A 13,283-nucleotide genomic window follows, 5' to 3' on the forward strand; every position below is an offset into this window, starting at 1 on the left:
GGAAGTACGAAGGAGGGTGTGATGTTTCGCTGCGGCAAGATCCTGATGGCGCTTGCGTTCATAATTGCGACCTCGTTCGCTGCAATGGCGCAGACCCCAACGACGCCTGCGGCCCCGGTTCCGCAGGCGCAGCCGGCAAGTCCCGCGGCGCCGTCGGCCGAGCTTCTGAAACCCGAGCAGCTCGAGGCCCTCGTTGCGCCGATTGCGCTCTATCCGGATGAACTCCTCGCCAACGTTCTGGCCGCCTCGACCTATCCGCTCGAGGTGGTGCAGGCTGACCGCTGGCTGAAGGAGCGCAAGACCCTCAAGGGTGACGCACTGAAGGCGGAGGTGGACAAGCAGGCCTGGGACGACAGCGTCAAGGCGCTCGCCAGCACCGCCGACGTCCTGACCATGATGAGCGACCAGCTCGAGTGGACCAAGAAGCTCGGCGATGCCTTTCTCGCGCAGCAGCCCGATGTGATGGATGCGATCCAGCGCCTGCGCACCAAGGCCTATGACAACAAGAAGCTGGTCACCACCAAGCAGCAGAAGGTCAGCGTTCAGTCTCAGGAAGGCAAGCAGGTCGTCGTGATCCAGCAGGCCAATCCCGCGGAGATGTATGTGCCGTACTACGATCCGGCCACGGTCTATGGCGGCTGGCCCTATGCGGAATATCCGCCTTATTACTGGGGCTATCCGTCCTATATCGGCGCGGGTGTGGTCGCGGCGGGGCTTGCTTTCGGCACCGCATGGGCGATCGGGCGGTGGGGCAATTACTGGGGCGGCGGCTGCAACTGGGGCAATCGCAACGTTTACGTCAACCACCGCACCACCAATATCGGCAATGGTTGGCAGCACAATCCGGCGCATCGCGGCGGCGTCCGCTACAACAACAGCAACGTTCAGCAGCGCTTCGGCAACAACAATTTGAAGGCCGGCGTGTCGGACCGCATGGATTTCCGCGGTCGTGATGGCAATCAGGTGCTGCGTCCCAATCAGGGCGCGGGAGATCGGGCAGGCGACCGTGCTGGTGATCGTGCTGGTGATCGCGGTGACCGGGCAGGAGATCGTGCGGGCGATCGTGCCGGCAACCGCGGTGATCGGCCCGGCGGAGGTGATCGTGCTGGAGCTGCGGATCGCGCCAAGGGCGGCGGCGACCGCGCCAAGGCTGCCAACAAGGCCGGCGGCGATCGCGCAAAGGCTGCTAACCGCGCCGGCGGCGCTGCGGCCAATCGTGGCAGCGGCGGCAATCGTGGCGGTGCCATGAACGTCTCCTCCGGCCGCTCGGCAGCTGCAGCATCCGCCCGTGGACGGTCGAGCATGGCGAGCATGCCGCGCGGTGGCGGCGGCGGCCCGAGCTTTGCCGGCCGCGGCGGCGGTGGCGGAGCGGCGATGCGTGGAGGCGGTGGCGGCGGCGGCTTCCGTGGCGGTGGCGGCGGTGGTCGGCGCTCCGATATCGCGCTGAAGCACGACATCACGCTCCTCGGCCATCTCTCGAGCGGCATCGGCTACTATCGCTTCAGCTACATCGGCAGCGACAAGGCCTATGTCGGCGTCATGGCGCAGGAGGTCGAGCAGGTGATGCCTGCCGCGGTGACGCGCGGCAGCGATGGCTATCTGCGGGTCCATTACGAAAAGCTCGGGCTGACATTCCGCACCTACCGCGACTGGCTCGCTGGCGGCGCGAAGGTCCCTGCGGAGGTGACGCCATGACTGTCCTAGACTCATTCCGTCGCGCAATGTTGCCGGGCATCATCACGCTGGTGCTGCTCGGCTCCGAGCTGCAGGCGCAGCAATCCTTCAAGACGCCGGAGGATGCGGCGGCTGCGCTCGCCGCCGCGGTCAAGAGCGGACCGGACGACATCCTGAAAGTGCTTGGGCGTGCCGCCGACGACATCGTGTCCTCCGGCGACGAGATCGCCGACAACGACATCCGAGCGCGCTTCACGTCGATGTATGACGCCAGGCACGCCATCAAGGCCGAAGGCAACAAGACCGCGACGTTGGTGCTGGGTCCGGATGACTTCCCGTTCCCCATTCCGCTGGTCAACACCAAGGCCGGCTGGGAATTCGACACCGACGAGGGACGCATCGAAGTGCTGCGCCGGCGTATCGGCCGCAACGAACTCGATGCGATCCAGACCGCGCTCGCCTTTGTCGACGCGCAGAATGAATATGCCGACAAGGACCGCGGCGAGGGCGCCGGCGTCTATGCGCAGCGCATCGTCTCCTCGCCGGGCAAGAAGGACGGCCTGTTCTGGCGCGACGACAACGACCCGAGCCCACTCGGCGCGCTGGCGGCCGAGGCCTCGAAGGAGGGCTACCGCGCCGGCGATGTCGGACCTGCGCCCTATCACGGCTACTACTTCCGGATTCTCAAAGGGCAGGGCCGGGATGCTCCCGGCGGCGCGCTCAATTACGTCGTCAAGGGCAAGATGATCGGGGGCTTCGCCTTGATCGCCTGGCCTGCCGAATACGGCAATTCGGGCATCATGACCTTCCTGGTCAATCATGCGGGCACCGTCTACCAGAAGGATCTCGGCAAGCGCACGGCCTTCGTCGCCGAGCGCACCACGCTGTTCGATCCTGATGAGACCTGGAAGAAGGTCGATGCCCCGGCAAAGTGAGGTGAGAGCAGCCCTTCTGTCGATCGCGCGTTGTCTTGCTGCGGGCGCGCTGCTCGCCTTTGCCGCGCCTGCCGCCCCGTCGTTCGCCCAAGCAGCGGGGCAAGTGCGCGTCAAGATCGTGAAGGCTGGCCTGCTGATCGGAGGCGGCGCCGGCAACGGCGTTCTGACCTATCGCGGTCGCAATTATCCATTCCGCGTAACGGGAGCGAGCCTTGGCATCACGGCAGGGGCAAGTGTCGCACGGCTGGAGGGCTGGGCCTCTGGCATAAAGGATGTGAGCGACTTCGCCGGCGTCTATAGCTCGGTCGGCGGTGGTGCGGCCGTTGTCGGGGGCATCAACGGCGCTCACCTGCGGAACGACAAAGGGGTGACAATGGTCCTGCAAGGAGGAAAGCTGGGCGCAGAATTCGCCGCCAATCTGAGCGCGATCATGATTTCCATGAGATGAGGAAGTATTCGTCGTCATGGCGGTACGAGAGCCGCCGGGGAACATGGTGACGCAACGATGGACTTCGCCCGCCCAATGTGACCCAGCCTCGTCTGCGCCGAAGAAGCTCGATGGCGCCGCCGCTCTGCTGCCGCTCCCCAGCATCAGGCGGACTTTATGGCCCTCGATCAGCGGAGGTGGAAACGCGACAGGGGCGCGTGAAACCGATCGCCTGCAGTGCCGGTTCAGAACGCAAAGCGCTGGCTCTAGACCCCGGCTGGTCCTTGCGAAATATCAATTACGTGCCGATCGCTCCCGACCGTTATCACGATCGTGTACATCTTGGGACCACCGCCTTGGTCGGTCGGTGGTGCAATGTGGAGCTGTCCACCATACCATTCCCCCGGCATCATGGTGTTGTCCTTGATCACCGCTTGCTCCAGCACCGCCATGTTTCGCTGCCCTGTCTCGACAGTGGTTGCAATCATGGCTTCGTTTTGAGCGGCCGCGTTGTTCTGGGCTATCGCAGCCGCTGTGGGACTATAAAACGTTCCGGTACGCCCGCCGGGCGTGGTGTAGTGGCCGTAACCGGCTCGGGAAGCGCTATACGCGTTGCCGGCGGCGGCAACACCCGTAAGGAGTGCGGCCGCGACCTGGCGGTTCTTTTCCTCCTGCACCAGCATCTCATAGGTCACCACCTTCATCTCGAAATCCGACCCGGCTGCGTGCTGCACGGCCTCAACCTGGGAGACTCGGAAGTCGACGGGCTGCTTGCCAAGATTATTGATGCCGACAACGAAGACTGGCCGGCCATTTGCCTGCATTTGACGGGCTGCTGGACGGACCAGCACCAGTGATGTCTTCTGCCGCGATACCAGGGCGGGCTGGCCATCGCGCATCAGCGCCTGTTGTTGCGGATTGGAAGCCTTGAATTGCACGGTCTCGGCGGTGACACAGCCGCCCAATAACGCGCAAAGCGCGAGTATGCTCAAACAACGCATTTTGGCCCCCCAGCCGTAAAGCCATCATCCAAGCGCAACCCTTGCGGGACATCAATAGAACTCGCGCGTTATCGACTTCCGTGAGAATACGGGGCGGCGGAATTTCGGCTGTGCAGTGCTGCTGCGCTTGCAGGTCGCGGCCCCACCGAACCGCCCCTCGCAAGCTCTGGAACCCCTTGAGCGTTCAGTGCGTTTAGACGCGAACGCGAATTGCGAGGTCAACCTGCTTCAGAGCTCATCGACCCTGATCCCCGGCGATACCGTCTGGCGACGGTGCAAGACGCGGCGCGTGGCGGTTTTGAACGATGCTGCCGCATATTTTGCGGCCCTGCGCGAGGCGCTGCTCGATGCGCAGGATCTCGTCTACATCGTCGGGTGGGACATCCATAGCGAGACGACGTTGGTCGGGGCCGCCGGACGTGCGGATGACGGCTTGCCCGAGCAGTTGGGTCCATTTCTGCGCGCGCTCGTGCATCGCCGCCGCGAGTTGCGGATCAACATTCTGGTCTGGGATTTCGTCTCGTTCTACGCCTCCGAAAGGGAATGGAATTCCGCGGCGAAATTCACCGCCGACACCGACGGCCGCGTCCAATTCCAGCTGGATTCCACGCTTCCGTTCGGCTCGGCGCAGCACCAGAAGATCGTCTGCATCGACGGTTCACTGGCGTTCGTCGGCGGGCTCGATCTGACGATCAGGCGCTGGGACACGAGCGAGCATTGCGCCGATCAACCGTTGCGCTGCGATCCGCAAGGCAAGCCATATCCGCCGTTTCATGATGTTCAATGCCTGGTCGACGGCGATGCCGCCGCCTCGCTGTTCGAACTGGCGGAGGAGCGCTGGCGTGCGGCAGGCCAACTGACGCATGAGCGGCGCGGGCGGAGTCGTGCGCGCTGGCCGTCGCATGTGCCGGTCGAGGCCGAGCACATGCCCGTGGGCATCGCCAGGACCGATGTCGTCTGCCCCATCGACTCGACCATCAGGGAGGTCGAGCGTTCGCTGATCGCAGCGATCAGGTCCGCGACGAGCTTCATCTACATCGAAAATCAGTTCACCAGCGCCAACAAGATTGCTCAGGAATTGGCCGCGCAGATGCAGCGCGTGCCGGCGCTGCGGGTCTTGGTCGTTGCGCCGAAACTGCATTCCTCGTGGCTGGAATCCCAGGCCATGCAGAACGGCCGCGGCGCCTTCATCGCCTGTTTCAGCGAGGCCGGAGTCGCCGATCGTATCCGCTTCGTCTACCCGGTCTCGCGCGATGGGGAGACGGAAGCGGCCGTCATGGTGCACAGCAAGCTCATGATCGTCGACGACAGGATCTTGCGCATCGGATCGGCCAATCTCAACAACCGGTCGATGGGGGCCGATAGCGAATGTGACCTGATCTTTGAAGCCGCGTCCGATGAGCATCGGGATTTCGTCGCTTCAGTTCGCCATCGCCTGGTCGCCCATTTCTGTGGCGTCGACCAACACACCGTCGCGCAAAACGACCATCGTCTCCTTGCTCTCCTGGACGAGGTCTCGGGAACCGATAGGGCGAAGATGCTGCGGGGCGTGGAGGCCTCGGTCCTCAACAGCACGCTGGCCACGATGGTTCAGCCGGTGGCGGATCCCGAGCGGCCCCTTCACCTCGAGCGTGCGGCCTCTCGCATGTGGAGCACCAAGACCATCATCGGGATCGTCTCGATCGCCGTGGCGCTCCTTGGCCTCGCCATGGCGTGGTCATACACGTCCTTGAGCGGTTTCGCTGACACGGGACGCATCTCGAATTTGCTGTCCGCCTATTCGCAGTCGGTCTGGGGGCCTCCACTTGCGGTCGTGGCTTTTGTCGTCGGCGGCCTGGTGGTGTTTCCGGTGCTCGTGCTCATTGCGGCCACGGCGGCCGCGCTTGGGCCATGGCTGGGCTTCGTCACGGCGATCGCCGGAGTCTTGCTCAGCGCCTTCATCCTGTTCGTGATCGGACGGGCACTCGGACGACAGCGGCTCCAGCAACTGCTCGGACGGCGTGCGGCGCGGATCCAGGACCGCGTTGTCGGCAAGGGCATCCTGGCTGTCGTCGTGATCCGGATGATTCCCATCGCACCGTTCTCGGTGGTGAATGTCGTGGCCGGTGCGAGCACGCTGCCTCTGCGTGACTTCCTGGTCGGAACCCTGCTGGGCATGACCCCTGGCATCCTTGCCATGGCGGTTCTCGGGGCGCAGATCGCGGATGTGGCCCGCAATGCGTCCTGGAGCAGCATATTGCTGCTCGTGCTGGCGTTCCTGGGCTGGCTCGGCATCTGCGCCGGCGCGCAATTCGTCGCGACCTGGCTCGCCGGGAGGCGCTGATGCGCTTCATGACCTGGAACGTGCATGGCACGTTCAACCTCAATCCGAAGTTCGATCTGGAGGGCGTGTGCTCCATTATTCGCAAATGGGCTCCCGATGTCGTCGCGCTCCAGGAGGTGGATTCGCGATCGAGGTCGGACGATCCGTTTTCGAAGCTCGCAAGTGTCGTCGGCGATCACCGCGTTCACGCCAAGTCGATCGTCACTGCGGATGGCGATTACGGTCAGATGCTTCTAAGCCGCTTTCCGTTCTCCGGTGCGCCCGAGATCGCCGACGTGTCGTATCGAGAGCGTGAGCCGCGCAGAGCCATTGCGACAAGCCTGCTGACCCCCGCCGGCGACGTGCGGGTCGTCGCCACGCATCTGGGCTTGAGCATCCACGAGCGCTATGCGCAGGCTCAGGCTTTGGTGAGCCTCGTCAAGCCGGCGAGGACCGTCGTCCTCGGCGACTTCAACGATTGGTTTTGGGTCAAGTCAGTGCGGCGCGTGCTCGCACAGGTCTGCCCGAACCGTACGCGGTTGCGGACTTTCCCGTCGCGTTTGCCGCTCCTGCGGCTTGACCGGATCTATGCGACGTCCGACAGCGAAATCGTGAAAGTTTGGACCGACGAGGCGGCGCGAGCCTTCTCGGACCATCTGCCCGTCATTGCCGAAATCGAGCTTTAGGGGCATAGAGAAAGGCGTTATTTTACAATAGCATAGTTACTGTGCATGGGGTTGTTTTTCCACATTTGGGTAAGGCGCGTTCAGAGGAGGTAAGGAACTCTTTCCTCACAGCGGCGTTATCTTCCCATGGCTGAAGATCTTTCCTTCCGACGCAAACCCCTGACCCCCGAGCAGCGCCAGGCGCGCGATGCGACTCGCCGGATCGAGGCCGAAAAGGCCATGCGCGATCATGAAGAGGCGCAGAAGGCGTTTTACGCCAACAAGGAGCGGCTGAAAGCCGAACGACTGGCGCGCGAAGCCGCGGCGGCAAAGGACTGAAGCTCGCGCGGGCTCTCGTCCGCAATCCTCCGACACGATCGTCCGGACGGCGGCGCTAGTGCCGGGGGGAAATCCGCGCGGTGCTCAGAACCAGCATGAGCGCCTGGACGGCCCCTGTGAAGGCGCGGCGCGGCATTTGCGCTTCGATCGCCTCGGCTGCGATGCGACAATCGTCGGCGACCTTGAGCAGCCCGCTTCGCGTGAGGTCCATGTTGGAGAGGGCGGCCTGCTCCAGGCAGACCCGTTCAAGCCGTCGAAATTCCCGAAGCTCTCTGTTCATGCGTCAGCTCCCGGTGTGCCCAAGGCCATGCGGCGCTGAGTCTGCTTAACGAACGGTAAACGACCTCGACTTAGCCGGGCTGGCTGGCGCTGAGCTTGTGCAGCCATGCGCGCGCCGGGCCAAGGGGGCATTGGCAGGCTTGACGGCGTCTTCCTTCCGCCGGAAGCTTCAAATGATCCTAAACCAGCGTGAACCGCGGAGACGTTCGCCCCCCAGCCAGTCCGACCCTCATCAGCGAAAGCGCAATGGAGCTGACCATGACCACGTTCGACAAGCGCGAGCAGGGCTTTGAGGCCAAATTCGTCCACGACGAGGAACTCATGTTCAGGGCCACGGCCCGGTCCAACAAGCTGCTCGGTCTCTGGGCCGCAGGCCGGCTCGGTCTGAACGGCGATGCCGCGACGAGCTACGCAACGACGCTGGTGACGGACCATCTGCAAGACAGGACGATGGACGAGGTGCTCGACAAGGTGTCAGGCGATCTTGCCGGCACGGGCCTTGCGCGCGAGCAGATCGCGGTCAAGCTGCAGGAATGCCTGCATCAGGCCATGCAGCAGCTCGAGACAGACAGGTAAGGCGGCCGTCAGGCGCTATTCGGCCTGCTTGCGCGCGCCGGAATCGCCGAGCTTGTCGACATAGGCAATGCCGATCGCCGAGACCACGAAGGTGAGGTGGATCAGCACCTGCCACATCACGCCGGTCTCGGTGTAGCCGGCGCGGTTCGAGCCGAGATTGCCGGCCTCGATGAAGGTGCGCAGCAGCGCGATCGAGGAGATGCCGATGATGGCCATGGCGAGCTTGATCTTGAGGACGCTCGCGTTGACGTGGCCGAGCCATTCCGGCTCGTCGGGATGGCCCTGCAGGTCGAGCCGCGAGACGAAGGTCTCGTAGCCGCCGACGATCACCATCACGAGCAAATTGGAGATCATCACGACGTCGATCAGCGCAAGCACGCTCATCATGATCTGCTGCTCGGTGAGATCGATCGCGTGCCACGAGAGGTGCCAAAGCTCCTTCAGGAACAGAACGATGTAGACGCATTGCGCCACGATCAGTCCGAGATAGAGCGGCAGCTGCAGCCAGCGCGAGCCGAAGATGATCATCGGCAGGACGCCGAGGCGCGGCAAGGGCGGGCGCGGTTCGGATTGGGGTGAAGGCTCAACCGACATTCAGGCCGCATCCTCGCAATCGAGACGATCGCTTTCTAACCCGGTAAGATGGCCGGCGGAAGACGCGGCGCGCCAGCCGCCTTCGGCGGATCGCGCCATCCGTGATAGCGTGCCGCGCGGCTGTCGTGCGACGGCCCGGATTGGGAGGCGGGGAGTGAGGGGAAGCGGCTTGGGCAGATGGGCCAGTGGGATGGCGCTCGCCGGCGCGATCATGGTGGGCGCTGGCTCTGCGGAGGTGTCGGCGACACCGCTGACGCCGTTTCGCTACGAGGCGCAGGCGCAGCGTCATTGTCCGCACGACAAGGTGGTCTGGCTCGATTTCAGGAAGGGCGTCTACTACCGCAAGGGTCAGAAGCGGTACGGCCAGGGCTTCGACGGCAGCTTCGTCTGCCAGAACGAAGCCCGCGGCGGCCTCTATCGCCGCTCCCTGCTGGGCCTGCGCTGAACGGCGCCTGCGCAGTCCAAATTTAAGTGGATGTGAGATCGGCAACGTTGCGAGCTGAGTCTCGGCGGTGCCGCGGATGGAAAATGCCGAGGAGAGGAGGGGCTCAGGCGAAGGCCAGGGCCACGAGGCTCGAGCACAGCAGGACCAAACCGCCGGCGGTCAATGCCAGGAAGCCGTCAGATACCAGGTCATGGTTGCGCATGGGACACCTGCCGCTCTCGTCTTCGATGCTCGGTCGGATCGATTAAAATTGTCCGAACATGCCGTCTTGAAAGAGGTGATGCTTGTCTCCCGCGCGAGTGCCCTCAGGCCCGCGTGCGGTAGCCTTCAAACGCATGGGCCAGGAAGATCCCCGCGCTTACCAGACCCATCAGTGCCGAAACCGTCTCGATCATCGTTAAATTCCAAATCCCGCCCTTGCATCCGAGAGAACGCGTGCGGCCTTGCACAGTCAAAAGAATTCCAGTGAAGGCAGCGACAATGGGGGTGGAGTGAGGATTTGGCGCAACAGAATGTCCAGCCCTGAGACAGCGCGGGCGCCATCGCTCCGTAGAACAACGGAAAAATGCGAACGTCTCGTTTACCATCCCGGCGGGATCGCTGAGGCCTCCCCATTTCCGCCGCGTTCGGGTTGCGTTATCGTTACCGCTTCCGAGACGGTGGTGGGCCGCCTTGGATCAGATGACCGGACGGCGCTCCCCGTAGCCAAAGCGGGGTTGGGTTCGTCTCCGGCAAAGTGGTATTTGGGGCGAATGGGGATCCGACGGTCAGATTCGGTTTTGCGGGCCGCGCGCGGTGTTGCGGCGGTCGCGGCCTGCGTTGCGCTTGCCAATTGCGCCTCCTCCAACAAATTCGCCAGCCGCGTCGATCCCAAATACGGCGTGTCATCGAGCCCCCGGGTTGTGGCGTTCGGGGAGCCGGTCCCGAAGGGCGGCGGCACCTACCGCGTCGGCAAGCCCTATGTCGTGGCAGGCAGGACCTACGTGCCGGAGGAGGACGTCAACTATCGCGCCGAGGGCATGGCGTCCTGGTATGGCGATGATTTCCACGGTCGCCTGACCGCCAATGGCGAAGTGTTCGACATGACGTCGCTGACCGCGGCGCATCCGACCCTGCCGATGCCGTCCTACGCCCGGGTCACCAACGTCTCGAACGGCAAGTCGCTGATCGTCCGCGTCAATGACCGCGGCCCCTATCACGGCAACCGCCTCATCGACGTCTCGAACAAGGCCGCCGAACTCCTTGAATTCAAAGGAAATGGTGTCGCCAAGGTCCGCGTCGAATATGTCGGCCGGGCGCCGCTGGAAGGCTCCGACGACCGCCAGCTCCTGGCGACCCTGCGCACCGGCGTTCCGGCGCCGTCGCCTTCGATGGTCAGGGTCGCCTCGGCAAAGCCGTTCGTGCCGGAATTGCCGGGATCGAGCCGCGGCGCCATTCGCGGCGACGTGCCGATGCCGGAGGGGCGGCCCTACAATCTCGGCAACACCTCCGCCGACATGGCCTCGCTCAATGCGACCTCGGAAATGTCGGCCTCGAGCCGTAGCCGGGGCCGGGCGGTGCAGAACGCCCGCGCGGTGTCCTATGACGAGGACGGCCGTTACGCGCCGGAGCGCGCTGCTTCGTCGACCGACGGCGCCGCCGAGGCTCGCAGCATCCTGAGCGGCCGCGGGCTCTACTAAGCCGCGCTGGCCTTCAGGAACGCTACCAGCGCCGTGTTCACCTCGTCGGGTCGTTCCTGCTGGATCCAGTGGCCGGCACCCTCGATGATCAGCTTTTGCTTCAAGTTGGGCAGGACGCGTTCGAGCTCGTTGACGCGCTTGGCGCCGATCAAGCCGGTGATGACGGCGTCCTTGGAGCCGGCGATGAACAGCGAGGGCTGACGGATCTGCGCGTCCTGCCAGGGCGCCGTCAGCTCCCAATTGCGGTCGATGTTGCGGTACCAGTTCAGCCCGCCGCGAAAGCCGGACTTGCGGAAGCTTTCGGTGAAGTAGGCGAGATCAGCCTCGCTGAGCCAGTCGGGCAGTGGTTCCTCTGTCGTCGCGTGGCTGAGAAAGCCCTTGCCCTCCTGCACGAACATGGCGGCGGTGGGGTCGGCAAGGCCTCGTCCCCCGAGCACGATGCGCATGGTGCGGGCGACGTCGCGCTCCAGCTCGGCCTCGGCGACACCAGGGGCCTGGAAATACTGCCAGTAGAAATTGGTGACGCCCCCCTGCCGCAGCAGGTCGAGCGGCTTGCCGCGGCCGCGGAACGGCGGCGGCACGCTCAGGCCAGCGACCGCCGTGAAGATGTCGGGCCGGAACAGTGCCGCATGCCAGGCGACCGGGGCGCCCCAATCGTGGCCGACCACCATCGCCTTGCTCTCGCCCAGCGCCTGCACCAGGCCGACCACGTCGCCGACCGTGTCGAAGATCGAATAGGCGGCAGCGTCAGGCGGCGCCGCGCTCTGGCCGTAGCCGCGCATGTCGGGGGCGACGACGTGAAACCCGGCCGCGGCGAGGGCGGAGATCTGGTGGCGCCAGGAATAGGACAGCTCCGGCCAGCCATGGCACAGCACGACCAGTGGACCCTGGCCGGCTTCGCGGATGAAGAGATCGATGCCGTTGGCCTTGATCACGCGGGTGGATGACATCGCTTTTCCGCCTTGTTTCAGGGGTTTGGTCGAAAAACATAAGACGCCACGATAGGGGCGCGGCGAGAATCGTGCAATCTCGGGGACAGGTATCGAACCGCGTGTTGTTCGCATCTGTTCCAACTGTTAGAACGCCTCTCTCAGGGCTTCGCCATGGCATTTCGTCTTCCTTTGCTTGGTCGCAACCGGCTCACCGCCGGAACGCTGGCGCGCGGGCTGGTCGCTGCGGCTCTGGTTGTCGGCATCGGCTGGAGCGGGGCGCTTCTGGCCGCCAACCAGAGCATCCAGGGCGCCAAGAAAACGGAAGATGCCGGCTTCGACGGCGATGCTCCGACCGCGATCCTGATCGAAGCCTCCTCGGGCAGCGTGCTGTTCGAGAAGAACGCCGACGAACTGCGCGCGCCTTCCAGCATGATGAAGCTGATGACGGCAGAGGTCGTCTTCAACGCCATCAAGAAGGGCGACATCAAGCTGACCGACGAGTATCGGATCAGCGAGAACGCGTGGCGGCGGGGCGGTGCGCCCTCGGGCGGCTCGACCATGTTTGCCGCCATCAACAGCAAGGTCTCGGTCGACGATCTCCTGCACGGCGCGATCATCCAGAGCGGCAACGATGCCTGCATCGCGCTCGCCGAGGCCATGGCCGGCAACGAGAAGATCTTCGCGGCCGACTTCATGACCAAGCGCGCCCGCGAGCTCGGCATGACCAGGTCGACCTTCGGCAATTCGAACGGGCTGCCCGACCCCGCCAACAAGATGACCGTCCGCGAGCTCGGCATCCTCGCCCGGCACATCATCCTGGACTTCCCGGAGTTCTACAAACTGTTCGGCGAGAAGGAGTACACCTGGAACAAGATCCGCCAGCCCAACCGCAATCCGCTGCTCAATTCGATGGAAGGCGCCGACGGCCTCAAGACCGGCTACACCAAGGAAGGCGGCTACGGCATGGTTGGCTCGGCCGTGCAGAACGGCACGCGGCTGATCGTCGTCGTCAACGGGCTGGAAGACCCCGAGGATCGCGCCACGGAAGCCAAGAAGATGCTGGAATGGGGTTTTCGCAATTTCGAGACCCGCACGCTGATCGCGGCCGACCAGCCTGTCGGTTACGCCAAGGTGTTCGGCGGCGAGAGCCGCTCGGTCAAGCTCGTCGCCAAGACGCCGGTGAAGGTGATGGTGCACAAGAACGGCAGCGACAAGCTGATCGCGCGCGTCGTCTATAGCGGTCCGGTACGAGCGCCGGTCGAGGCCGGCCAGCAGGTCGGCGTGGTCAGGGTCTGGCGCAGCGGCAACATCGCGGTGGAGACGCCGGTCTACGCGGCCGAAGCGATCGGTACCGGCTCGACCGTGCGACGCGCGATCGACGGCGCCAGCGAGCTCGTGATCGGCATGTTCCGCGCAGGCGCCGAGAAGCTCTGAT

The 13,283-nt window shown here is 64.3% G+C and carries 14 protein-coding genes; 10 read left to right on the forward strand and 4 right to left on the reverse strand.

The features are described from left to right. The first annotated feature begins 21 nt into the window (after positions 1-21). Genes RPS27_RS24835 through RPS27_RS24845 form a run of 3 tightly spaced genes read left to right on the forward strand, consistent with a single transcriptional unit; the run spans position 22 to position 3,057 of the window. Positions 22-1,695 carry a DUF3300 domain-containing protein gene (locus tag RPS27_RS24835; RefSeq protein ID WP_313754692.1) on the forward strand — a complete coding sequence of 558 codons (1,674 nt, stop codon included), beginning with the start codon at positions 22-24 and terminating at the stop codon, positions 1,693-1,695. Next, positions 1,692-2,609, forward strand: a complete 918-nt coding sequence (locus RPS27_RS24840; protein ID WP_212066587.1) for a DUF2950 domain-containing protein — start codon at positions 1,692-1,694, stop codon at positions 2,607-2,609. The genes RPS27_RS24835 and RPS27_RS24840 overlap by 4 nt, the downstream gene beginning before the upstream one ends. After that, the gene (locus RPS27_RS24845; protein WP_212066585.1) at positions 2,593-3,057 is read left to right on the forward strand and encodes a hypothetical protein; all 465 of its coding nucleotides are present in this window, start codon (positions 2,593-2,595) and stop codon (positions 3,055-3,057) included. Before RPS27_RS24840 ends, RPS27_RS24845 begins: the two co-directional genes overlap by 17 nt. 245 nt (positions 3,058-3,302) lie before the next feature. Here the strand turns inward: RPS27_RS24845 and RPS27_RS24850 are convergent, their stop codons facing one another. Then, a complete protein-coding gene (locus RPS27_RS24850; RefSeq protein WP_212066583.1) occupies positions 3,303-4,028 on the reverse strand; it encodes a hypothetical protein in 726 nt (241 codons plus the stop codon). Positions 4,029-4,326: 298 nt separating this feature from the next. On the opposite strand from RPS27_RS24850, the gene RPS27_RS24855 reads away from it, so the two are divergent. From RPS27_RS24855 to RPS27_RS24865, 3 genes are all read left to right on the forward strand, one after another. Beyond that, positions 4,327-6,360: a VTT domain-containing protein gene (locus RPS27_RS24855; protein ID WP_212066581.1), complete on the forward strand. Its 2,034-nt coding sequence runs from the start codon at positions 4,327-4,329 to the stop codon at positions 6,358-6,360. Next, entirely contained in the window at positions 6,360-7,025 is a 666-nt protein-coding gene (locus tag RPS27_RS24860; RefSeq protein WP_211417041.1) for an endonuclease/exonuclease/phosphatase family protein, read from the forward strand. Before RPS27_RS24855 ends, RPS27_RS24860 begins: the two co-directional genes overlap by 1 nt. Positions 7,026-7,151: 126 nt before the next feature. Continuing rightward, complete coding sequence (locus RPS27_RS24865; protein ID WP_194402062.1) at positions 7,152-7,343, forward strand: hypothetical protein; 192 nt, start codon at positions 7,152-7,154, stop codon at positions 7,341-7,343. Between the two features lie 55 nt (positions 7,344-7,398). Here the strand turns inward: RPS27_RS24865 and RPS27_RS24870 are convergent, their stop codons facing one another. Next, positions 7,399-7,623, reverse strand: coding sequence for a hypothetical protein (locus RPS27_RS24870; RefSeq protein WP_212066579.1), 225 nt, complete (start codon positions 7,621-7,623; stop codon positions 7,399-7,401). A gap of 257 nt (positions 7,624-7,880) precedes the next feature. Between RPS27_RS24870 and RPS27_RS24875 the strand changes: the two genes are divergently transcribed. Further along, entirely contained in the window at positions 7,881-8,198 is a 318-nt protein-coding gene (locus RPS27_RS24875; protein WP_211417043.1) for a DUF1476 domain-containing protein, read from the forward strand. Between the two features lie 15 nt (positions 8,199-8,213). Here RPS27_RS24875 and RPS27_RS24880 read toward each other — a convergent pair whose 3' ends face one another. Further along, positions 8,214-8,792 carry a TIGR00645 family protein gene (locus tag RPS27_RS24880; protein WP_211417044.1) on the reverse strand — a complete coding sequence of 193 codons (579 nt, stop codon included), beginning with the start codon at positions 8,790-8,792 and terminating at the stop codon, positions 8,214-8,216. Between the two features lie 190 nt (positions 8,793-8,982). On the opposite strand from RPS27_RS24880, the gene RPS27_RS24885 reads away from it, so the two are divergent. Then, positions 8,983-9,237 carry a hypothetical protein gene (locus RPS27_RS24885; protein WP_211417497.1) on the forward strand — a complete coding sequence of 85 codons (255 nt, stop codon included), beginning with the start codon at positions 8,983-8,985 and terminating at the stop codon, positions 9,235-9,237. A gap of 752 nt (positions 9,238-9,989) precedes the next feature. Beyond that, the gene (locus RPS27_RS24890; RefSeq protein ID WP_211417045.1) at positions 9,990-10,916 is read left to right on the forward strand and encodes a septal ring lytic transglycosylase RlpA family protein; all 927 of its coding nucleotides are present in this window, start codon (positions 9,990-9,992) and stop codon (positions 10,914-10,916) included. Here the strand turns inward: RPS27_RS24890 and RPS27_RS24895 are convergent. Further along, positions 10,913-11,866, reverse strand: a complete 954-nt coding sequence (locus RPS27_RS24895; RefSeq protein WP_212066577.1) for an alpha/beta fold hydrolase — start codon at positions 11,864-11,866, stop codon at positions 10,913-10,915. The two genes, RPS27_RS24890 and RPS27_RS24895, sit on opposite strands and share 4 nt — an antisense overlap. Positions 11,867-12,019: 153 nt before the next feature. Between RPS27_RS24895 and RPS27_RS24900 the strand changes: the two genes are divergently transcribed. Next, entirely contained in the window at positions 12,020-13,282 is a 1,263-nt protein-coding gene (locus RPS27_RS24900; RefSeq protein WP_212066575.1) for a D-alanyl-D-alanine carboxypeptidase family protein, read from the forward strand. Position 13,283 lies beyond the last annotated feature (1 nt).

Origin of the sequence: Bradyrhizobium sp. WYCCWR 12699 (genome assembly GCF_032144035.1) — a bacterium.
GTDB lineage: Bacteria > Pseudomonadota > Alphaproteobacteria > Rhizobiales > Xanthobacteraceae > Bradyrhizobium.